Here is a 22,345-nt window from a genome sequence, read left to right on the forward strand (position 1 = left end):
CGTGACCGTCAGAGCATCGGTTTGCCGCCTGTGACCCCATAGCGCTGCCCGGTGATATAGCTGGCCTCGTCCGAAGCGAGCAGCACGTAGATCGGCGCGACTTCAACCGGTTGTCCCGGCCGGCCGAGCGGCGTTTGCTCGCCAAAGTGCTGGACTTCTTCGTCCGGCATGGTCGAGACAATCAGTGGGGTCCAGATCGGCCCCGGTGCCACGCAGTTCACGCGAATGCCACGAGGGCCGAGCATTTGTGCCAGACCGCCGGTGAAGTTGGCAATCGCCCCTTTGGTGGTGGCATAGGCGAGCAGGGTGGGTTTGGGCATGTCCGAATTGACTGAACTGGTGTTGATGATCGAGGCGCCACGGCCCATGTGTTTGAGCGCCGCCTGGCACAGACGGAAAATCGCAGTGATGTTGACGTCGAAGGTCATCAGCCATTCGTCATCGGGAATTTCTTCGAATGTTTCGTGGGTCATCTGGAACGCGGCGTTATTGACCAGCACATCGATGCGGCCGAAGCGTTCAACGGTCTGGTTCACCAATGCCTGGCAGTGGGCTTTCTGTGCGATATCGCACGGCAGCAACAGACACTGACGCCCGGCCTGCTCGACCCAGCGTGCCGTTTCCCGGGCATCTTCGTGTTCGTTGAGGTAGGCGACCGCTACATCGGCGCCTTCACGGGCGAAGGCGATGGCCACGGCGCGACCGATGCCACTGTCGGCGCCGGTGATCAGGGCGATCTTGCCGGCGAGGCGACCCGAGCCGGTATAGCTTTGCTCGCCGCAATCGGGATACGGCTCCATCTTGCGTTGGGAACCGGGTACGGCTTGCGCCTGTTGCGGAAACGGTGGGGTGGGATAGTCGGTCATCGTCAATCTCCGGGTTCATGGCAGGTGTGGCCGGTTGACTCGGCATCTTTGCCATGAGTTCGATCGGATTGACGATGACCTCTACGGGATTCAGGCCTGGCGTGCGGCCAGACTGCGTTCCATCCGCGCAATGCCTTCTTCCAGCAACGAACGCGGACAACCGAAATTCAGGCGCACGAACTGCTGGCTCTGGTCACCGAAATCGATGCCCGGGCTGAGTCCGACGCGAGCCTGTTCGAGGAAGAACTGCTGCGGATTGTCCAGCCCAAGGGCCGAGCAATCGAGCCACGCCAGATAAGTGCCCTGCGGCACGTTGATCGTCACACCCGGCAGGCGGCTGCGAACCGCGTCCACCAGCCAGTCACGGTTGGCTTGCAGGTAGTGCTTGAGTTCTTTCAGCCACGGCCCGGCTTCGCTGTACGCCACGCGGGTGGCTTCCATGCCCAGCGGGTTGACGCTGTCCACCATGCCGCAGCGGGCGTGGTTGACCCGCTCGCGCAGGGAGGTGTCCTGAATGATCATGAACGAGGTCTTGAGGCCGGCAATGTTGTAGGCCTTGCTCGCCGACATCAGGGTGATGGTGCGCTGAGCGATTTCCGGGCTCAGGGACGCGGTCGGAATGTGCACGCGACCGTCGTAGCACAGCTCGGCGTGGATTTCGTCGGAGATGATCCAGGCGTTCTGCGACACGCAGATGTCGGCCACCGCTTGCAGTTCTTCACGATCGAAGACCTTGCCGATCGGGTTGTGCGGGTTGCTCAGCAGCAAGGCGCCGCCACCGGTCAGGGATTCACGCAAGGCATCCAGCGGTGTGGCGTAGGTGCCGTCGGCCCGGGCGTTGAATTCCAGCTCGACCTTGTTCAGGCCCCAATGGCCCGGTGCATGGCGCAGCGGCGGGTAGTTCGGGGTTTGCACCACGACATTCTGCTGTGGCTGCACCAGCGCCTTGAGCGCCATGTTGAAACCCGACTCGACACCCGGCAGGAAGATCAGCTCCTGCGGTTTGACCCGCCAGGCGAACTTGTTCCAGAGGTCGGCGACGATGGCCTCGCGCAAATTGTCCTGGGCGACGCTGTAGCCGACCAAGGGGTGCAGCAGACGCTGTTGCAGCGCCTCGATGACCACCGGCGGCGCCGCGAAATCCATGTCAGCGACCCACATCGGCAACACATCGGCCGCATAGCGGCTCCACTTGGTGCTGCCGGTGTCGTGGCGGTCGAATACCTGATCAAAATCGAAAGTCATGCGCGGTCTCTGAGGGCGGAGATGGGTCGTGCCGGCGATGATAAACCTCCAGCCCCTGCGGGAGCGAACTTGTGACCGACGAATGGCCGACGGTCGGTTTTCACACAGACCACGGCGCCGTTGTCTACAGTGAAAAAGTCGGCACTCGCTTGCCGCCACCGTGAATGTCCAGAAAAAACCCGGCTCAAGTACCGGGTTCCACCTGATCAGGAGTGCACGATGGATCTCAGCCGTCGTCAGTTCTTCAAGGTCGCCGGTATCGGCCTTGCAGGCTCAAGCCTGGGCGCGTTGGGCATGGCCCCGACGCTGGCCTTCGCCGAGCAGGTGCGCCACTTCAAGCTTGCCCACACCCATGAAACCCGCAACACCTGCCCGTATTGCTCGGTCGGTTGCGGTTTGATCATGTACAGCCAGGGCGATGCCGCGAAGAACGTTGCGCAAAACATCATCCATATCGAGGGCGACGCCGACCACCCGGTCAACCGCGGCACCCTGTGCCCGAAAGGCGCCGGCCTGCTGGACTTCATTCACAGCCCGGGCCGCCTGCAGTACCCACAGGTGCGCAAGCCCGGCAGCAGCGAATGGACCCGGATCACCTGGGACGAAGCCCTCGACCGCGTCGCCGACCTGATGAAGGCCGACCGCGACGCCAATTTCGTCGAGAAGAACGCCCAGGGGCAAACGGTGAACCGCTGGCTGACCACCGGTTTCCTCGCAGCGTCGGCGGCGTCCAACGAAGCGGGCTACATCACCCACAAGGTGGTGCGCAGTCTCGGCATGCTGGGGTTCGATAACCAGGCGCGTGTCTGACACGGCCCGACGGTGGCAAGTCTTGCCCCGACGTACGGCCGTGGAGCCATGACCAACACCTGGACCGATATCGCCAACGCGAATCTGATCCTGGTGATGGGTGGCAACTCCGCTGAAGCGCATCCATGCGGCTTCAAATGGGTGACCGAAGCCAAAGCGCACAATGCGGCGCGGCTGATTGTCGTCGACCCCAGGTTTACCCGAACCGCGTCCGTGGCCGATTACTACGCGCCGATTCGCACCGGCAGCGACATCGCGTTCATGGGCGGGCTGATCAATTACCTGCTGACCGAGGACAAGATCCAGCACGAATACGTGCGCAACTACACCGACGTGTCGTTCATTGTGAAAGCCGGTTTCGGCTTCGAGGACGGACTGTTCACCGGTTATGACGCGGCCAAACGCAGCTACACCGACAAATCCAGCTGGGGTTACGAGCTGGGCGAGGACGGCTTTGCCAAAGTCGACCCGACCCTGCAGGACCCGCGCTGCGTCTATCAATTGATGAAGCAGCATTACAGCCGCTACAACATCGACCTGGCGAGCCAGATCTGCGGCATGCCGGTCGATGCGATGAAGAAAATCTGGGAGGAAATCGCCACTTGCTCGCAACCGGGCAAGACCATGACCATCCTTTACGCATTGGGCTGGACCCAGCACTCGATCGGCTCGCAGATCATCCGCAGCGCGGCGATGGTGCAACTGTTGCTGGGCAACGTCGGCATGCCCGGCGGCGGGGTCAACGCCTTGCGCGGGCACTCGAACATTCAGGGCCTGACCGACCTCGGGTTGCTGTCGAACTCGTTGCCAGGTTACCTGACCCTGCCCACCGACGCCGAGCAGGACTACAACGCCTACATCAAGAAACGCACGCAATTGCCGTTGCGGCCGGGCCAGTTGTCCTACTGGCAGAACTACAGCAAGTTCCACGTCAGCCTGATGAAAGCCTGGTACGGCGCCAACGCGACCGCCGAAAACCAGTGGGCCTACGATTACCTGCCGAAACTCGACATCCCCAACTACGACATCCTCAAGGTGTTCGATCTGATGGGGCAGGGCAAGGTCAACGGCTACATGTGCCAGGGCTTCAACCCGATTGCCGCGCTGCCGGACAAGAACCGGGTGATGGCTGCTCTCGCCAAACTGAAATGGCTGGTGGTGATGGACCCGCTGGCCACTGAAACCTCGCAGTTCTGGGAAAACGTCGGGCCGTACAACGATGTGAAAAGCGCCGACATCCAGACCGAAGTCATTCGCCTGCCCACCACCTGCTTTGCCGAAGAGGACGGCTCGCTGGTCAACAGCAGTCGCTGGCTGCAATGGCACTGGAAAGGCGCCGACGGCCCGGGCGAGTCACGCACCGACGTGCGGATCATGACCGAGCTGTTCATGCGTCTGCGTCAGCGTTATCAGACCGAGGGCGGCGCCTATCCCGATCCGATCCTCAAACTCTCCTGGCCGTACAAGATCCCGGAAGAACCGTCGCCGGAAGAAATCGCCAAGGAGGTCAACGGCTACGCCACCACTGACTTCACCGACGCCACGGGCGCGGCGATCAAGGGCAATTCGCAACTGGCCGCCTTCGCCCAGCTCAAGGATGACGGCAGCACCGCCTCCGGTTGCTGGATTTTCTGCGGCAGTTGGACCGAGGCCGGCAATCAGATGGCCCGGCGCGACAACGCCGATCCGTACGGCATGCATCAGCACCAAGGCTGGGCGTGGGCCTGGCCGGCCAACCGGCGGATTCTCTACAACCGCGCTTCGGCGGACATGCAGGGCAAACCCTGGGACCCGAAAAAACGTCTGGTGTGGTGGAACGGCAAGGCCTGGGGTGGCACCGACGTGCCGGACTACAAGGCCGACGTGCCGCCGGAGGCCGGGATGAACCCGTTCATCATGAACCCCGAAGGCGTGGCGCGGTTCTTCGCCGTCGACAAGATGAACGAAGGGCCTTTCCCCGAGCACTACGAGCCGTTCGAAACGCCGATCGGCATCAACCCGCTGCATCCCGAAAACAAGAAAGCCACCAGCAACCCGGCGGCGCGGATCTTCGATTCGGTGTGGGACAGCCTCGGTGTGGCCAAGGATTACCCGTACGCCGCCACCAGTTACCGGCTGACCGAGCATTTCCACTTCTGGAGCAAACATTGCCGGTTGAATGCGATTGCCCAACCGGAGCAGTTCGTGGAAATCGGCGAAGTGCTGGCCAAAGAGAAGGGCATCGCTGCCGGCGACCGGGTACGGGTCAGCTGTAAACGCGGGTTCATTGAAGCGGTGGCGGTGGTGACCAAAAGGATCCGGCCGTTGCAGGTCAACGGTCAGGTCGTGCATCAGATCGGCATCCCGCTGCACTGGGGCTTCACCGGCCTGACGCGTCACGGCTACCTGACCAACACCCTGGTGCCGTTCCTCGGCGATGGCAATACACAGACCCCGGAATCCAAGTCATTCCTGGTCAACGTGGAGAAACTATAAATGGCCAGCCAAGACATCATTGCCCGCTCGGCCACGACAACGCCGGCACCCTCGGTGCGCAATCAGGAGGAAGTCGCCAAGCTGATCGACACCACCAAATGCATCGGCTGCAAGGCCTGCCAGGTTGCGTGCTCGGAATGGAACGAGCTGCGCGACGAGGTCGGCCACAACCATGGCACCTACGACAACCCGCAGGATTTGAGCGCGGAGTCGTGGACGCTGATGCGCTTTACCGAGCACGAAACCGACGCCGGCAACCTTGAGTGGCTGATCCGCAAGGACGGCTGCATGCACTGCGCCGAGCCCGGTTGTCTGGCGGCGTGCCCGAGCCCGGGGGCGATCATCAAGCACGCCAACGGCATCGTCGATTTCGATCAGGACCATTGCATCGGTTGCGGTTATTGCATCACCGGGTGCCCGTTCAACATTCCGCGCATCTCGCAGAAGGACCACAAGGCCTACAAATGCACACTGTGTTCGGATCGCGTGGCGGTGGGGCTGGAGCCGGCCTGCGTGAAAACCTGCCCGACCGGGGCGATTGTCTTCGGCAGCAAGGAAGACATGAAAACCCACGCCGCTGAACGCATCGTTGACCTGAAGAGCCGTGGCTTCGACAACGCCGGTCTCTACGATCCTGAAGGCGTCGGCGGCACCCATGTCATGTACGTGCTGCATCACGCCGATACGCCGAAGATCTACGCCGGCCTGCCGGAGAATCCGGCGATCAGTCCGTTGGTGGGCCTGTGGAAAGGCATCAGCAAACCGCTTGGCCTGCTGGCCATGGGCGCTGCGGTGCTGGCCGGGTTCTTCCATTACGTGCGGATCGGCCCGAATCGCACCGAAGAGGATGACCATCCGGAACCGCCCGACACCTCGGTACACGTGGTCGACCCGGCGGTGCACACCTTCGATCCACGCGGGGAGGGCCGGCCATGAGCAACAAGACGATCCTGCGCTACACCGCCAACCAGCGCACCAACCACTGGCTGGTGGCGATTCTGTTCTTCATGGCCGGGCTTTCGGGACTGGCGCTGTTTCATCCGTCGATGTTCTGGCTGACCAACCTGTTCGGCGGCGGGCCGTGGACGCGGATTCTGCACCCGTTCATGGGCGTGCTGATGTTCGTGTTTTTCCTCGGCCTGGTGTTCCGTTTCTGGCGCTCGAACTTCTTTATCGACAATGACTGGAAGTGGCTGCGGCGCATTGACCGGGTGCTGGTCAACGACGAGGAAACGGTGCCGCCGGTAGGCAAGTACAACGCCGGGCAGAAAATGCTGTTCTGGACTTTACTGCTGTGCATGCTGGGGCTGTTGTTCACGGGGCTGGTGATCTGGCGCGCGTACTTCAGTCATTACTTCGGCATCACCACGATTCGCTGGGCGATGTTGCTGCATGCACTGGCCGGGTTTGTGCTGATCCTCAGCATCATCGTGCACATCTATGCCGGGATCTGGATCAAGGGCTCGGTGGACGCGATGCTGCACGGTTGGGTCAGCCGCGCCTGGGCGAAAAAACATCACGCACTCTGGTATCGCGAAGTGGAATCCCAGGATCCGCCAGAGCGACCGATCACCAAAAAGGGCTGACATTTGCCAACCATTCTTGAACCCGGGGAAATCGAAGCGGCGGCCAGTGCGCCGCCGTTTCTGCACTTGCCGCCGCGCAACCTGTTCACGCTGCGCGCCGAACGTCTGGAACATTTGGCGATCGGGCATCCGCTGGCCGATTACCTGCGTCTGGTCGCCGGATTGTGCCGCGTGCAACAGCAAGTCCTCGACGATCCGCCTTCAAACGCCCCGATTGATGAGCAACGGCTTGAAGTCTGCCGGCAACACGGCATGCCGCCGTTCGCCGCCGACACCCTGATCCGCGAGGACGGCTGGCAGGCGTATCTCGATGCCTTGCTGCAACGCTACGGTACACCGGAACAACCCGCCGTTGCCGATGCGGTCACGTCGTTGCGGGTTGCCAGTTCCGGCCAGTTGCGGGCCTGGGCGGTGGCGCTGGTGAGCGGCCAGTATTCGCTGGTGCCGGCGGCATTGGTGCCGTTTCTCGGCGCAGCGCTGCAAACGGCCTGGAGCCACTGGTTGCTGAGCACACCAAACCTGCAACTGGCGCCCGGCAACAGCCTCGGCCAGTGCCCGGCCTGTGGTTCACCGGCCATGGCCGGGGTGATCCGCCATCGTGGCAAGCACAACGGCTTGCGTTATCTGGTGTGCTCGCTGTGCGCCTGCGAATGGCATGTGGTGCGGGTCAAATGCGTGTATTGCGAGCAGAGCAAGGGGCTGGAATACCTCAGCCTGGAAGATGACCGCCACGCTGCCAATCAGGCGCCGCTACGGGCCGAGGTCTGCCCGGGATGCAACAGCTATTTGAAGCTACTGTATCTGGAGAACGATGCCGAGGCCGAAGCCTTGTCGGCGGACCTGAGCAGTCTGCTGCTGGATATGCGCCTGGCCCAGGACGGTTATCAGCGCCTGGCACCGAATCTGTTGCTGGCACCCGGAGACGAATGAGCCGAGCGTCTACACTCTGGCGCAACGGCTTTTAATCCGGAGCGTCTGATGCCTGCCAGTGTTGCCCAGCGTTTGCCTTCCATCGACAGTCTGTTGCGTCACAACGCCTTTCAGCCCGTGGCCGAGCGACACGGGCGCGAGGCGCTGCTGGCGATGTTGCGTCAGTTGCTCGACGACTTGCGCGATTCGGTCGTGGCGGGGCAGCTCTCCGCCGTCGAGATCAGCCCTGAAGCCTTGGCCGGCAGGATTGCCGAACGTCTGGCGCTGCAACAGCGCAGTCAGGTGCGACGGGTGTTCAACCTGACCGGCACGGTGCTGCACACCAATCTGGGCCGTGCGCTGTTGCCGGAAGAAGCCATCGACGCTGTGCATCTGGCGGCCCGCTATCCCTTGAACCTCGAATTCGACCTGGCCAGCGGCAAGCGTGGCGACCGCGACGACCTGATCGAAGGCCTGATCCGCGAACTCACCGGTGCCGAAGCCGTGACCGTGGTCAATAACAATGCGGCCGCGGTGCTGCTGACCCTCAACAGCCTCGGCGCGCGCAAGGAAGGCATCATCTCTCGCGGCGAACTGATCGAGATCGGCGGCGCGTTCCGCATTCCCGACATCATGGCCCGGGCCGGCGTGCGTCTGCACGAGGTCGGCACCACCAATCGCACCCATACCCGTGATTACGAAGCGGCGATCAGTCCGCGTAGCGGTTTGATCATGCGTGTGCATGCGAGCAATTACAGCATCGAGGGTTTTACCGCCCGGGTGCCAACAGCTGAACTGGCGGAGCTGGCCCATCGTCATGGTCTGCCACTGCTCGAAGACCTCGGCAGCGGTAGCCTGCTGGACCTGACCCGCTGGGGCCTGCCGGCGGAGCCAACGGTGCGTCAGGCACTGCTCGATGGCGCGGACATCGTCACCTTCAGCGGCGACAAACTGCTTGGCGGGCCGCAGGCCGGGGTGATTGTCGGGCGCAAGGATCTGATTGCGAAGATCAAGAAAAACCCGCTGAAACGCGCCTTGCGGGTCGACAAGATGACACTGGCGGCGCTGGAAGCGGTGCTCGGGCTGTATCGCGATCCGGATCGTCTGGCCGAGCGGTTGCCGACCTTGCGCCTGCTGACCCGTCCGCAAGATGACATCTTCGCCCAGGCTGAACGTCTGCAACCGGCATTGGCCAAGGTGCTCGGCGAACCCTGGACTGTGGCGGCGGAGAAAACACTGGGCATGATCGGCAGCGGCAGCCAACCGGTGGCGCGGCTGCCAAGCGCGGCATTGTGTGCCCGCCCTCAAGTGTCGAAACGCCTGCGCGGGCGCTCGCTGTTGAATCTGCAGACCGCGTTGCGCCAGTTGCCGATCCCGGTACTCGGACGCATCGACGATGACGCGCTATGGCTGGATCTGCGGCAACTCGACGACGAACCGACGTGGCTGGCGCAACTCGGGCAGTTGCAGACATGATCGTCGGCACCGCCGGGCACATCGACCACGGCAAGACCTCGCTGCTTCAGGCCCTGACCGGGCAATCCGGTGACCGCCGCCCGCAGGAGCGGGAGCGGGGCATGACCATCGATCTCGGTTATCTCTATGCCGAACTGGCGCCTGGAGCGGGGTTGACCGGGTTCATCGACGTGCCGGGCCACGAGAAATTCACCCACAACATGCTCGCCGGCGCCCAGGGCATTGATCTGGTGTTGCTGGTGGTCGCGGCGGATGACGGCGTGATGCCGCAAACACGCGAGCATCTGGCGATTGTCGAGTTGCTGGGCATTCCCCGAGCGCTGGTGGCGATTACCAAATGTGATCGGGTAGAGGCGGACAGGTTGGTGGAGGTTCGCCGGCAAATCGAACACCTGTTGGCGCCCGGTCCGTTTGCAGGTGCGCCGATGCTCGCGATTTCAAGCGTGACGGGTGAGGGCGTCGAGGCCCTGCGGCAAACGTTGCTAAGGGCGCAAAGTGAGGTGTTGAAGCGCAGTCGCGAGGGCGGATTTCGTCTGGCCATCGACCGGGCGTTCAGTGTGTCCGGCGCCGGGATTGTGGTGACGGGCACGGCGCTGTCGGGAATGGTCGCGGTGGGCGACAAACTGCTCCTCGGGCCGTCGGGTAAAACGGTGCGGGTGAGGGGGCTTCACGCGCAGAATCAACCCGCAGAACTGGCGTTTGCCGGCCAACGTGTAGCCCTGAACATCAGCGCTGATCGCCTGGAACTCGGGCACATCCATCGCGGGCAATGGCTGCTCGCCGAAGGATTGTTCGCACCGACTCAACGCCTGGACGTCGACTTCCAACTGCTGCCCGATGAGACGCGCACCTTCGAACACTTTCAGCCTGTACATCTTCACCTCGGCACGCAAGACGTGATCGCCCGCGTAGCGTTGCTCGAGGGACCACGGCTGCTTCCGGGCGAGCGCATGCTCGCGCAACTGCTGACCAATGTCCCGGTACACGGCGTGAAGGGCGATCGATTGATCCTGCGCGACCCCAGCGCCCAGCGCACGCTCGGCGGCGGTCAGTTGCTCGACCCGTTCGCCCCGGCCCGGCAACGGCGCAGCCCCGGGCGTCTGGCGCAATTGCGGGCGCTGGCGATCAGCTCCAGCCTCGAGCAAGCGCTGCCAACGCTGCTGGAGAACAGCGAAAGCGGCATTGATTCGCAGCGTCTGGAGCGTCAGTTCAACCGTCCGCGTGAGGGCTGGTTCCTGCCGGACAACGTCCGTCTGATCGAAACCCGTCAGGGCCAGGTACTGTTCAACGCCCAGCGCTGGGGAATTCTCAAGTTCACCTTGCTGGAACAACTGGCGCGTTTCCATGAACTGGAGCCCGACCAGATGGGCCCGGATCGTGATCGTCTGCGGCGTTTCAGCGGCTTGAACATCGAGCACTCAACCTTCATCAGTCTGCTGGAAGAACTGCGCAGCGCCGGCTCGCTCACCGCCAGCGGTCCATGGCTGCATTTGCCGGACCATCAGGTGCGCCTGAATGCCGACGACGAAACCCTGTGGCAGGCGTTGCAGCCGCTGTTTGAACAGGCCGGTTTCGACCCGCCCTGGGTGCGCGATGTGGCCAAAGCCGTGAACCAGGAAGACGCCACTGTCCGGCTGTTGCTACGCAAATTAGCGCGATTGGGCATGATGCATCAGGTAGTGCGAGATCTGTTCTTCACCGACATCACCTTGCTGCAGATGGCGTCGGTGTTGTTGCGCCTGGGTGAAGAAAATCCGCCGATTCAAGTCACGGCGTTCCGTGATGCGCTAGGCTTGGGACGCAAACGCAGTATCCAGATCCTCGAATACTTCGATCGCCTCGGCCTGACCCGGCGTCTCGGCGAGGGTCGGCAGATCCGCTACGACAACGCGCTGGCCAACCCCAGCGTCGACTGAGTTCAAGGAAGGCAATCGCGCCCGGTGGCGCGGCCGGGCTTCAAACCCGGTTGGGGACGGCATCCGTTCCCGGGCAGGTTCGACTCCGGCTGCCTTCCGCCAATTATCTGTTCGAATCAAGCTTGAGGGTGCCATCAATAAGCCACTGCCGTAGAATCACTCTTCTTTTCGCTTCAGGTTCGGATGGATCAATGCAAGGCAATCAGCAAGACATGGACGTACTTCGCGGTTGGTGTGCTTTTGTCGAAGCGACAGGCCTGGCCAAGAGTCGGGTGAAAGAAACCGATGTCTATCAGGAACAACACGTCAGGCTCTCGGCAGACAATGTCGAAGAAGACTCCAAGGGATTCCGGTTCTCACTGTCCGCCGAGCAGACACGAGTGCTCGCAGAGCGCTATGTCAAAGAGAGCGAGGTGGGCACGACTCAGTCTGAAGCACTGCAACTCGGCTTTCCGCTGCTGCGTGTGATCGAGGGAAAACAGGCGTTCTTTGTTCCGCTTTTCCGTTACTCATTGCCTGATGACTGGCATGCCCAACCTGAATTCAGTCTGTGTGTCCCGGTCAAGCAAGGGATTGAAGTGGTGCCCGATATTGACGCGTTTCGGGCCTATCTCGACATAGATATTCAGGAGTTGGGCGCCGAGCGTCACATGATGAGCCTGGCAGCTGCCTGCACAGGAAAACAGGGAGAAACCTTCGTCGCGGTGTTCCGCACGTTTCTGGCCTGGATCAATCATCGCCTTGCCGGGTTGAAGACCATCCGTAACGATGTTGCCGATGTGCACCTGGAAAAAGCCATTACCGGGCTGATCTGCCCGCCAGTGATCAGCGACTTCAACTCTCGTGAGCAACTCAAGGACTACAAGGTTCTGCTTGAACGGCCTGACCTGAAAACCTCACCGCTCTTGCAGCGCTACATATTGCAACGTTCGCTCGGCAACCCTGCGTCGCGCCATCAGTATTCACGTTTTCCGTACGGCCTGTTCGAGCGCAAATACCCGCTGGGCAGGGGGCAGATGCAAACGTTGACCCAGGTTGCCAGCGGCGTACCGTTGGTGGCAGTACAAGGGGCGCCTGGCACAGGTAAAACGACTTTGTTCAAATCATTGATCGCCAGCCGGATCGTCGAAAGGGCCTTGGCATGTATCGCCGGGGAAGACCGAAACCTCGGTGTGGTCGTGACTTCGACAGCCAAAAAAGCGGTGGAGAACGTCATTGACGATTTGCGTGACGACCCTTGCCTGAATGATTTCAAGTGGTTCTATTTCCTGTGTGGGGACAAGGCACAGGTCACCTCTGAAATCGATCGGGTGCACGCGCTTCTACGCAAGCTCGACGAGCAATCCTACGACAAGGAAAAGCAGGAAGCCCTGGCGGACCGGGTCGTCGCGATCAAGCAAACGATTGATGGTGTTCACGTCAAGTTCCTGCGATTGCTTGCAGCTTTCGAGGATGCCCGCTCAGCCTTTTCGGCACTTTCGCCCGAAAGCTTTCGCGAGCGACTGGACGCATTGATACGCGACGTGCGCGAAAGCAGCGAAGCGTTGGGCATGATCGACCATCAGGAGCCGTCGCTGGATTACCGTGTTTTAACCAGCCACTGCAACGGCGCACTGGAGGCGCTTGCAGTCGATAAAGTCAGATACACGCAAGCCAAAGACCACTTGTCCCGCAGTTACGCGAAACTCATTGATGCCCCATTTGAGGAGATGGTCTATCAGCCGTGGCTCGAGAGCAAACTCAGTGAAACACTCCACTACCATTTTTCCGACTACCCAAGAGGCTTCATGGCATCGCTGCGTGCGTGGATGTCTCGCCGCAAATATGCCCGTGCGCGTGATCACCTGAAAAAGAATTGCCCGGTTGACATGACGGCCTATGGGCTCGATGGCCTTGATCATGCCCACCTGGCAGAACTGGCGCGCAATCGAGGTGACGTCTTCAGTGCCGGCAATGCCGAGCACGTATTTCAAACCTTGAGGCAGGGGCCGCCCGAACCCGCGAGGGAGGCGTCGCTCAAGCTGCTGATCAAGGCCATTGCCGAGGTCATACAACGCTCCAGCGAGTGGCATCGCTACGAGGCGGCCCGTGACAGCTTTAACGCCGAGTTCCCGGAAGGCGACTGGATAGAAGTGTTGCGGCTGCGTTTCATCGCACAACAGCGCTCGCTGTTCGAACACGCTATTGACTATCTCTGGCAGGAGTTGCTCCGGCAGAAAGACGTGCTGGGGCAGGCGTTATCGCTCTGGTGCAATATGCTCGACGGCCAGACTGACAGCGGCTTTTACAAATGGAAGGACAAGCTGCAAGAGTTCTATCGGTTGATCAGCCTTGCTTATCCGGTCATGGCCTCGACGCTGGCATCGGTGCAGAAACTGCCTGGATACAAACTCGCCGACCTCAACGGGTTCACTCCCTACGCACTGAGTCTGGTGGATGAGGCGGGGATGGTTTCAGCGGAATCGCTAGTTCCTTTACTGGCACGAAGCGAGAGAAGCATTGTCGTAGGCGACCCGCTGCAGATCGAGCCGATCCGTACGCTGGGCTCGGCCATGGCCGGCAAGCTCAAGGATCGACACTTCGCCGACAACACCCTGTATGAAGCGGTGTCACCGATGCTCGTGACCGCCTACCATCGCGCCGCCGGGACCTTTTCCGGCGCAGTGGACGATATGGGCGATGGCATTGTTCTCGACGAGCATCGGCGTTGCCGACCGGCCATCGCCGAACTGTTCATGCAAATCGCCGGCTATCACGGAGTCCAGGTATGTACCCAGCCCGCTGAACCGCGAATCCAGGCGGCCTGCGACAAGATGGGCGGTTTCAATCTGATGTTCTATGGCGTCGAAGGCCGTAAGGGGCCGCTGCCCAATACCAATCAGGATGAAGTCGAGGCAATCGGGCTGTTGCTGGACAAACTGGAGGGCGCAGGCTACGACCTTGCCCGAGACGTTGGCATCATCACTCCGTACTCGAATCAGAAAAACCTGTTGATCAAGACCTATGGCGAGCGACTCGCCCAGCGCAAGGCGCTGAAAATCGGCTCGGTCCACCAGTTTCAGGGGGTGGGTTTCGAGGTAATCATTTACTCACCGGTGATTTTTCAACGAACCGATCGCGATCAGTTCCAGAATGGCAAGCCCAACCTGTTGAACGTCGCCGTATCGCGGGCCAAGCAACAATTTATCGTTGTCGGTAATCAGCACCGTTTGTTAAACGCCGGCAAATCACTGGAGAAAATGGCGCGAGCCTGTTCTGCCTCGTTTTTCGTCAGCATGGAGCATCAGAGCCCGTCGTTTACCGGCGTCGCGCCGGGTGGCATCCGGCATTATTTCGATTGCGAGCACATCCAGGCATTCGAATCGCTTATAACGTCCAGTCAGCGCTCTTTCGTTGCGGTGGTGCCGTGAATTCGCCAGGGCATCAGTCCCAACCACCCACCGCTCAAACTGCTTCAAGCGGCGCAGCAGCGTGGTGTTGACGTGAAGGTCTACTACGGACATGACCATATCGAGCATCCCAATGCCGATGACGGTGAAATCGGCTTGATCAAAGCCTATCGAAACAAGCTTGGCGCCGAGAACGTTATCCGCCTTCCCGAAGGTACGCACGAGAAAATCCTGATGGTGGATGATCAACTTGCGATGGTTGGAAGCTGGAACTGGCTATCACACAGTTATTACCGCTACTGCGAAATCTCCACGGGCACTCCGCTGGCGTTACGTCGGGAAACAAGTGTCGAGTTGCGGGACCCCGCGTTGATCAATCAATTGAAATCGCGTATCGCAAGCCGTAACGAGGGGCCATCGCCGATACGCTGATTCAAATGCCCAACGGGTACTGAATCACCACATAAATCCGGTCAATGTCATCCCCCGCCTGAGCACTGTTGGCCCGGTGCGAGACGTGGGACAGCTGCACCGAAAGGTCCTTGGCCGCGCCGGACTGGACGATGTAGCGCAGGTCGATATCGCGCTCCCAGTGTTTGCCGCCGTCCCCTTGCTGTGGCTGGTACTGGCCGCTGTCCGGGTCGAACGGGTTGTAGGCGCCACCCTTGGGCGCGTGGGTGCCGTCGATGTGGCTGCCGGAGACGTAGCGGGTCATGAAGTTGAGTCCCGGAATACCAAACGCGCCGAGATCGAGGTCATAGCGGGCTTGCCACGAGCGCTCGTGGGCGCCGTTGAAGTCGGCGTATTTGATCGAGTTGGCCAGATAGATCGAATCGCCGCCGACGAAATCGAACGGTGTGTCACCGTTGATGCGTTGCCAGCCGAGCATCACCGCATGAGGGCCAAAGGCGTATTTGCCCGAGAGGCTGAACGCGGTGTTATCGATCTCCCCGGCCAGTGCCTGCCCGGTGTCGCGTGTGTGGTAAACGTTGGCGTCGAGCAGTACGCCGGACTGTTTGAAATGCAGGTTGGCGTAGTACTGGTGCCAGGTTTCGCTGAGGTCGGAAGCGTACAGCGCGCCGCCGACCGGGCTGTCACTGAACAACTCGGCGCCGATGAAGCTGATTCCGCCGGCCTTGGTGTTGGCGCCGTAGCCCTGGAAGTCGCCTTGGCCGGATGAGCTGTCCTGATTCTTGAACGCGGTGAAATGCCCGGCCACCAGATTGACGTTATCGATTTCACGGCTGTTGAGCAGAAACCCGGTGGCGTATTCCGGTTGCAGGCGTTTGTCCGAGGTGTCGAACACCGGCGTCTCGACGGTCATTTCGCCGAAGACGAGGGTGGTGCGCGAGGCTTTCAGTTTCAAGGCGCCGCCGGCGCTGGAATAGTCGCTTTCGCTGCGACCATCACTGTCCACCGACAACAGACCGGTACCGGAATGCCCCCGGCCGCCGTCCAGTTTCAGACCATAAAAGGCGTGGGCGTCGAGGCCAAAACCGACAGTTCCTTCGGTGAAACCGGATGCGAAAGTGCCGATAAACCCCTGAGCCCATTCCTGTTTGTAGTTCTTGCCGCTGGGCGAGGGCGAGCGGTAGTCATTGCTCAGGAAGAAATTGCGACTGAGCACTTCGCCCTTGGCATCATCCAGAAAACCGCTGGCCAATGCTGTGTTGGCGACGCCGCCCAGCAGCAAGGCCAGCGTGATACCCGAGGGCGAGAAACCTTTCATGTGTCAGTGACCGGCGATGGTGGAATGTCGCCGGATTGTCGTGCGGGTTACCTCTGAATGATTGAGTGGATGTGCTGAGTCAGTCGACAACCGGCAACTCGATCCTCGCCACCAGCCCCGAGCCCTTGCGATTGCTCAAGGTCAGTTCACCACCCTGTTCACGGACAATCGCACGGGCTGCCGAGAGGCCGAGGCCGACGCCGCCGGTTTCGCGGTTGCGCGAGGTTTCGAGGCGGAAGAACGGGTCGAACACCCGTTGCAACGCCTCTTCGGGAATGCCCGGTCCTTCGTCGCAGACTTCGATGCAGATCGAGTGCGCGTTGCGGCTGAGTGCGATGCGCGGGCGGTCGCCGTATTTCACGGCGTTTTCCAGCAGGTTGACGATCACCCGCTTCAGGCTCAGGGGCCGGCCGTCGTAGACCAGGTGGGCCGGGCCATTGAAGTCGATTAGGACGTGCTGGTCGCGGTAGTCGTCAAGGATGGTTTGCAGCAGTTCCGACAAATCGAACGCCGTGGGTTGTTCAAGCTGTGTGCCTTCGCGGAAAAACGCCAGGGCGGCATTGATCATCGATTGCATTTCTTCGATGTCGCGAATCAGTTTCTGCTGATGATCCAGGTCTTCCATGAATTCGCTGCGCAGGCGCATCCGGGTCAGCGGCGCGCGCAAGTCATGGGAGATGGAAGCGAGCATATGCGTGCGCTCACCGATGAAATGCTGGATCTGCGCCTGCATTGCGTTGAAGGCGATGATGGCCTGGCGGATTTCGTGGGGCCCTTCGATCTCGATGGGCGGTGCGTTCAGGTCGACGCCAAAACGCCTGGCGGCACCGGCAAAGCGTTGCAGCGGATTGGCCAGTTGGCGTGTGGCGATCCAGGCAACCAGCAAGGTGGCGATCAGGCCCAGGGAAGCAATCACCGCGATCCGAGCGTTCAGGGTCAAGCCCCAGCTGCGCTCCGGCGGCGTGAAGGACAGCCAACTGCCATCGGTCAAGGGAATGAGGGCGACATAGTGAGCCTGGACACTGCCTGGCGGCCAGTCATCGGGGTTGAACACTTCGATTTCCCGGTGACTGCCCAGCAATTGTTCCAACGCCGGGACTTTCGAAGTCTCGACCGCTGCGCCGTCGCCGGGCAGTTTGAATTCGCTGCGCTGCGCGTTCCACACCACTTCAAGCGAAGGGCTGCTGGCGGCACTCGCCAGTTGCGGGCGCAATTGCGCGGGGGCGGCCTCGATCACCCGGGCACTCGCCGCAATCCGTTCCAGCAATCCGGTGCGCTCGATGGGCGGGCGGGCCCAGATGCCTGCAACCTGCACGAACAGGGCATTGAAAGCCAGCGAGGCGAGCATGGCCGCGACAATCGTCAGGGCGATCCGCCGACTTAGGGTGTCGCGACGCAAGAGTCGACCGATCATGAGCGGCCGACCTTGGCGGTGAACATGTAGCCGCCATTGCGCACGGTGCGGATCAGGTCGGGGCGTTTGCTGTCCGGTTCGATCTTGCGCCGCAAGCGGCTGACCTGCACGTCGATGCTGCGATCAAAGGCGTCGTGGCCCTGGCCGTGGGTCAGGTCGATCAGTTGCTCGCGGGTCAGGATCCGTTGCGGATGTTCGAGAAAGACCAGCAGCAGATCAAATTCCCCACTGGACATCGGGATCATCACGCCCTCGGGTGAGCGCAGCTCGCGGCAGGTAATGTCCAGGTGCCAACGGGCGAAAGTCATGACCGGGCGTGCGGGCTCGCTGGTGCGGTGGCCATGTTCGCCGGCGCGGCGTTGCAGTGCACGCACCCGAGCCAGCAATTCCTGGGGCGCGAAGGGTTTGGTCAGGTAATCGTCGGCTCCCAGTTCCAGACCGACAATCCGGTCACTCAGCTCGGCCATGGCCGTCAGCATGATGATCGGGATCCCCATCTGCGCGCGGATTTTCTGGCACAGGCTCAAACCGCCTTCACCCGGCAGCATCAGGTCGAGAATGATCGTGTCCGGCCGCGCCCGGTCAATGGCCGCCCACATGGCCTGGCCATCCGTTACCACGTCGACTTCGTAGGCGTGCTGAACGAAGAACTTCTTCAGCAGGGACAGAATTTCCACGTCGTCATCGACGATCAGCAGTCTGCTCACGTTTGCAGGATCCATGAATCAAAAGAGGGCATCTAAAACCATTTCGATCGCGGGGTCATTTATTTCAATCCTGCAACATTCCTTCCGGGCGGACATCAGCCGGACATCCTCGGGCAAAAAACCTCGGGCACTCTGCCGGCATTCCATCCAAGGGGGTTCATATGAAGGATATGAAAAGCGCTTATTCCAGTCAGGGGCATGGTGCCGTGCGCCCATTGATCCTCACTCAGCGCACTACTAGCAGCGTGTTCAACGCGCCGATCTTTTTCCAGGAAACCTGCCTGGGAATCGCTCCGGACCAGAGCCAACTGGTCATGCGCCGCTACTTCGAGCGCTTCAGCCCGGCCGACAGTCATTGGGTGGAATACATCCACTCCATCCCCACGACCGAATTCATCCACTGGATCATGACCCACGGCCAGTTGCGTATCGAATGCTCTGAAAACACGCCGTTCGGTCAGATTCAGACCGCTGGGGAAGCGCATTGATGAGAAGCACTCATTCACTGGCGCTGTTGTTGGCAGCGACTTTGAGCCTGTCTGCCTGCAGCAGCAAAAAAGTCGAACCGGAAATGTATTCCGGGTTTCTCAACGACTACAGCATGTTGAAAGAGCAGCAGACGCCGTCGGGGCAGACCGTTCTGAGCTGGGTCAGTCCGGCGTTGGCGACTGGGCGTTACACCCGGGTTTATCTGGCGCCGAGCCAGTTCTATCCGCAGGTTCAGCCCACCGGGCGAATCCCGCAGAGCACGTTGTCCGGTGTGACCCGCTACTACGACGCAGCCCTTAGACAGGAACTGGGCAAAACGCTGCCGCTGGCATCCGGGCCCGGCCCGAACACGCTGGTTGTGCGACCCGCCATCACGCAAGTCGCCACCAGCACCCAGGGCCTGCGGTACTACGAATGGCTGCCGATCACGCTGGTCGCGGCCGGCGTCAGCACCGCTGCCGGCATACGTGATCAGGACAGTGAGATCGCCACGGAAGTGTCGATCGAGGACGGATCCACCGGTGAGGTGGTGGCAAAAGTCGTGCGCAAGGGCACGGGCGTGCCGCTGGAAAACGACAAACAAGTGATGACCGCCGAGAACGTCAAAGGCGTGCTCGACGGTTGGGCCAGCGATCTGACCCAGACCTGTGTCACTGCGCGAAAGCTCAGGTGACACGCTTCTTGCGAGCCGCCTGACGTCCGCCGTGGGCATTTCTGGATGTCTGCAACAGGCGGGCGAAGGCCTCCTTGTCTATGGGCCGGCTCATGTAATAACCCTGCACCTCGTTGCATTGGTCCTTGCCGAGAATGTCCAGTTGTTCCTCGGTTTCGACGCCCTCGGCGGTGACGGTCAGGCCCATGGCCTTGCCGAGCCCGATAATCGCTTGCACCACCGCCCGGTCATTAGCGCCACTGCTGATGGAAGCGATGAAGCGTTTATCGATCTTGATGCCGTCGAAGGGGTAGGCCCGCAGATAGCCGAGCGACGAATAGCCGGTGCCGAAGTCATCCATGTTCAGCCTCACGCCCAGTTCCTTGAGCGCGTTCATGGTGGTCAGGGCACCGTCGGTATCGTTGAGCATGACGTTCTCGGTGATTTCCAGCTCGAGGCGACTGGCCGGGAAACGGGTAACGACCAGTACTTCGCGAACATCCTCGACCACATCGCTGATCGCGAACTGGGCAGGGGACAGATTGACCGACAGGAGAATATCGGCAGGCCAGGTCAGCGCGGTTTCGCAGGCCTCGCGCAGGACCCAACGGCCGAGCGGCACAATCAGATCGGTCTGTTCTGCCAACGGAATGAACACATCCGGCCCGAGCAATCCACGGGTCGGGTGATTCCAGCGTACCAGCGCTTCGACCGAAACGATGTCCTTGCCATCGACCGTATAGCGCGGCTGGTAATGCAGCACCAGCTCCTGGTTGCTCAGCGCGCGTCGCAGGTCGTCCTCCATCTGCCGCCGTGTCTGGATCTGATCGCTCATATGCGCTTCGAAATAGCACCAGGTGTTCTTGCCATCGGATTTGGCCCGATACAAGGCGATGTCCGCGCAACGGATCAGCTCGCTGGCCACGAAGCCATGGCGCCGGCTCAGGGCAATCCCGATGCTGGCACCGATGTGCAAGGGATGCTGTTCGAAGATGATCGGTTGATGCAGGCTGCCGATCAGGCGAGTGCAGAACTTGTCGATTTCCTGACGGGTGTCCATACCGTTGAGGACCACCACGAACTCGTCGCCGCCCAGCCGGGCGACGATATCCTGATCGCGGGTGCATTCGCGCAGGCGGCTCGCGACTTCCTGTAACACGGCGTCCCCGGCGGGATGTCCCAGTGAGTCGTTGATCGGCTTGAAGTTGTCCAGGTCGATCATCAACAGCGACAGCGGCGCAGCGTGTTCCTTGAGCAACAAGGCGTCGTCCAGGTAGCGGGCCAGTTTGTTGCGGTTGGGCAGACCGGTCAGCGCGTCGTGCAAGGACAAATGCTGGATCTGCGCATGGGCCGCCACTTCATCGGTAATGTCACTGGCCGTACCGCGATAGCCGATGACGCTGCCGTTTTCCAGGTACGGTCTGGCTGAAAGGCGACAGTGGCGCAACTGCCCGGCGTGATCACGATAGGTACAGCGCAGGTCGCTGGCGTTGCCGCCCTCGTCGAGTTTTCTCAGCCACAGTGCCAGCGGCGTGGTATCGCAGACCAGCAAATGGCCGATGTCTTGTCCTATCCACTGCGCCTGAGAATGACCGGTCACTTCGCTGAAACGGTTCGAAAGGTAAGTGATGGACAGATTCCGGTCGACTTCCCAGATCCAGTCGGAAGCCGCCTCGGCCACCGCCCGGAACCGTTCTTCGCTGGCCTCCAGTGCCCGCTTCGAAGCCAGCATTGCTGCGACACTCTTGTCGACGTGTTGGGAAGAGCGCATGGCGTGGCGAAAAAACCAGGCCGTCAGCGCCATCAGTACCAGCAAGGCGGGGCCAAGCGTCGGCAGCAACGACCACAGAAGATGCTGGCCCGGTCGGTCAAGGTCGGCGATCAGACTGTAACCGGTGCTGTCCAGCGGAACCCGGGGCTGCGCCGGATCAATGGTTTCGTCGGGGGCCAGGGTCAGGTTGTTGAGGCCGTAGCCACTGCCGATCTTGCGCAGTTTGGTGGGCGTGAGCTTGTCGACGAACACCAGCACCGAAGTCTTTTGCGGGTCGCCGATGGGACGTTCGTCGTTGGGAATGATCGCTGCAGCGGTGACCAGCGCGGGCCAGTCTTCGAACAATGAGTAGGTGCTGACGGGTTTGGTCAGATCCGGCTGATTCTGTACCTGATCGATCAGTTTTTTTGCCGGTACCTGAAGAAAACCGGGCAACTGCGCGTCGAGCAACTGTCCGCGCACGACCGCGTATTTGGTTCGCTCACGGTCCAGCACGAATACACCGTCATAACCATCGCTGGTGAACAGGGTTTTGCCCATGTTCTGCTCGACATACGCCCAGTTCGTGTCGACCCGGTCGTTTAAATGTTCATAGGCCGAGGTCCAGTAGGCGTAGCTGGTGATGTAGTTTTTCGACGCCGTGATGCGGTTTTCCAGCGCACGGGCTGAATAAAAGCGGACGTCATTGACGTCATCTTCATCCAGGTGCGTGGCGATACTGAACAGTGCCGCCGTGGCGGCGGCGACACCGGCAATGAACAGGGCTCCGACCGCCAGGGCCAGGCGTCGGGTGATTGCGCCCTGAAGGGTGGCGAGAGGCGTCGCATCGCTGGAAATGTCCATTTGCTCGTCCCTGATCCGGTGTTTACTCAATCTAGATCACCGGCGAGCGCAAGACGTTCATATCTTCT

The 22,345-nt window shown here is 61.0% G+C and carries 16 protein-coding genes and 1 tRNA gene; 11 read left to right on the forward strand and 6 right to left on the reverse strand.

The genetic code is table 11. From position 1 onward, the window contains the following. Nucleotides 1-8: 8 nt before the first annotated feature. Together CAF87_RS04970 and CAF87_RS04975 are read right to left on the reverse strand one after the other, a co-directional pair. Nucleotides 9-866: an SDR family oxidoreductase gene (locus CAF87_RS04970; protein WP_085730996.1), complete on the reverse strand. Its 858-nt coding sequence runs from the start codon at nucleotides 864-866 to the stop codon at nucleotides 9-11. A gap of 90 nt (nucleotides 867-956) precedes the next feature. After that, entirely contained in the window at nucleotides 957-2,111 is a 1,155-nt protein-coding gene (locus CAF87_RS04975) for a MalY/PatB family protein (RefSeq protein ID WP_085730995.1), read from the reverse strand. 219 nt (nucleotides 2,112-2,330) lie between these two features. On the opposite strand from CAF87_RS04975, the gene fdnG reads away from it, so the two are divergent. The 9 genes from fdnG (at nucleotide 2,331) to CAF87_RS05025 (ending at nucleotide 15,104) form a co-directional block, all read left to right on the forward strand. After that, a complete protein-coding gene (gene fdnG, locus CAF87_RS04985; protein WP_139831707.1) occupies nucleotides 2,331-5,396 on the forward strand; it encodes a formate dehydrogenase-N subunit alpha in 3,066 nt (1,021 codons plus the stop codon). Continuing rightward, nucleotides 5,397-6,332, forward strand: coding sequence for a formate dehydrogenase subunit beta (gene fdxH, locus CAF87_RS04990; RefSeq protein ID WP_085730993.1), 936 nt, complete (start codon nucleotides 5,397-5,399; stop codon nucleotides 6,330-6,332). It abuts the gene before it with no gap. Further along, entirely contained in the window at nucleotides 6,329-6,982 is a 654-nt protein-coding gene (locus CAF87_RS04995) for a formate dehydrogenase subunit gamma (protein ID WP_085730992.1), read from the forward strand. Before fdxH ends, CAF87_RS04995 begins: the two co-directional genes overlap by 4 nt. A 3-nt stretch (nucleotides 6,983-6,985) precedes the next feature. After that, a complete protein-coding gene (fdhE, locus tag CAF87_RS05000) occupies nucleotides 6,986-7,912 on the forward strand; it encodes a formate dehydrogenase accessory protein FdhE (RefSeq protein WP_085730991.1) in 927 nt (308 codons plus the stop codon). A gap of 48 nt (nucleotides 7,913-7,960) precedes the next feature. After that, complete coding sequence (gene selA, locus CAF87_RS05005; RefSeq protein ID WP_085730990.1) at nucleotides 7,961-9,367, forward strand: L-seryl-tRNA(Sec) selenium transferase; 1,407 nt, start codon at nucleotides 7,961-7,963, stop codon at nucleotides 9,365-9,367. After that, nucleotides 9,364-11,283: a selenocysteine-specific translation elongation factor gene (gene selB, locus CAF87_RS05010; RefSeq protein WP_085730989.1), complete on the forward strand. Its 1,920-nt coding sequence runs from the start codon at nucleotides 9,364-9,366 to the stop codon at nucleotides 11,281-11,283. The genes selA and selB overlap by 4 nt, the downstream gene beginning before the upstream one ends. Nucleotides 11,284-11,289: 6 nt before the next feature. Continuing rightward, nucleotides 11,290-11,385 (forward strand) — tRNA-Sec (locus CAF87_RS05015). An 89-nt stretch (nucleotides 11,386-11,474) separates the two neighbouring features. Continuing rightward, complete coding sequence (locus CAF87_RS05020) at nucleotides 11,475-14,693, forward strand: DEAD/DEAH box helicase (RefSeq protein WP_085730988.1); 3,219 nt, start codon at nucleotides 11,475-11,477, stop codon at nucleotides 14,691-14,693. A gap of 39 nt (nucleotides 14,694-14,732) precedes the next feature. Then, entirely contained in the window at nucleotides 14,733-15,104 is a 372-nt protein-coding gene (locus CAF87_RS05025) for a phospholipase D-like domain-containing protein (protein WP_256575999.1), read from the forward strand. 1 nt (nucleotide 15,105) lies between these two features. On the opposite strand, the gene CAF87_RS05030 is transcribed toward CAF87_RS05025, so the two are convergent. The 3 genes from CAF87_RS05030 to CAF87_RS05040 form a co-directional block, all read right to left on the reverse strand. Continuing rightward, entirely contained in the window at nucleotides 15,106-16,401 is a 1,296-nt protein-coding gene (locus CAF87_RS05030; protein ID WP_085730986.1) for an OprD family porin, read from the reverse strand. A 79-nt stretch (nucleotides 16,402-16,480) separates the two neighbouring features. Then, on the reverse strand, nucleotides 16,481-17,815 hold the full coding sequence (locus tag CAF87_RS05035; RefSeq protein ID WP_085730985.1) for an ATP-binding protein: 1,335 nt from the start codon (nucleotides 17,813-17,815) through the stop codon (nucleotides 16,481-16,483). Beyond that, nucleotides 17,812-18,537: a response regulator gene (locus CAF87_RS05040; RefSeq protein ID WP_085730984.1), complete on the reverse strand. Its 726-nt coding sequence runs from the start codon at nucleotides 18,535-18,537 to the stop codon at nucleotides 17,812-17,814. Before CAF87_RS05040 ends, CAF87_RS05035 begins: the two co-directional genes overlap by 4 nt. Before the next feature lie 146 nt (nucleotides 18,538-18,683). Here CAF87_RS05040 and CAF87_RS05045 point away from each other — a divergent pair, with 146 nt between their 5' ends. Both CAF87_RS05045 and CAF87_RS05050 read left to right on the forward strand, forming a co-directional pair. Further along, on the forward strand, nucleotides 18,684-19,010 hold the full coding sequence (locus tag CAF87_RS05045) for a hypothetical protein (RefSeq protein ID WP_085730983.1): 327 nt from the start codon (nucleotides 18,684-18,686) through the stop codon (nucleotides 19,008-19,010). Further along, on the forward strand, nucleotides 19,010-19,684 hold the full coding sequence (locus tag CAF87_RS05050) for a DUF3313 domain-containing protein (protein ID WP_085730982.1): 675 nt from the start codon (nucleotides 19,010-19,012) through the stop codon (nucleotides 19,682-19,684). Before CAF87_RS05045 ends, CAF87_RS05050 begins: the two co-directional genes overlap by 1 nt. Here the strand turns inward: CAF87_RS05050 and CAF87_RS05055 are convergent. Continuing rightward, complete coding sequence (locus tag CAF87_RS05055) at nucleotides 19,677-22,277, reverse strand: EAL domain-containing protein (protein ID WP_085730981.1); 2,601 nt, start codon at nucleotides 22,275-22,277, stop codon at nucleotides 19,677-19,679. The two genes, CAF87_RS05050 and CAF87_RS05055, sit on opposite strands and share 8 nt — an antisense overlap. Nucleotides 22,278-22,345 lie beyond the last annotated feature (68 nt).

Source organism: Pseudomonas sp. R38(2017) (genome assembly GCF_002112395.1).
Classification (GTDB): domain Bacteria; phylum Pseudomonadota; class Gammaproteobacteria; order Pseudomonadales; family Pseudomonadaceae; genus Aquipseudomonas.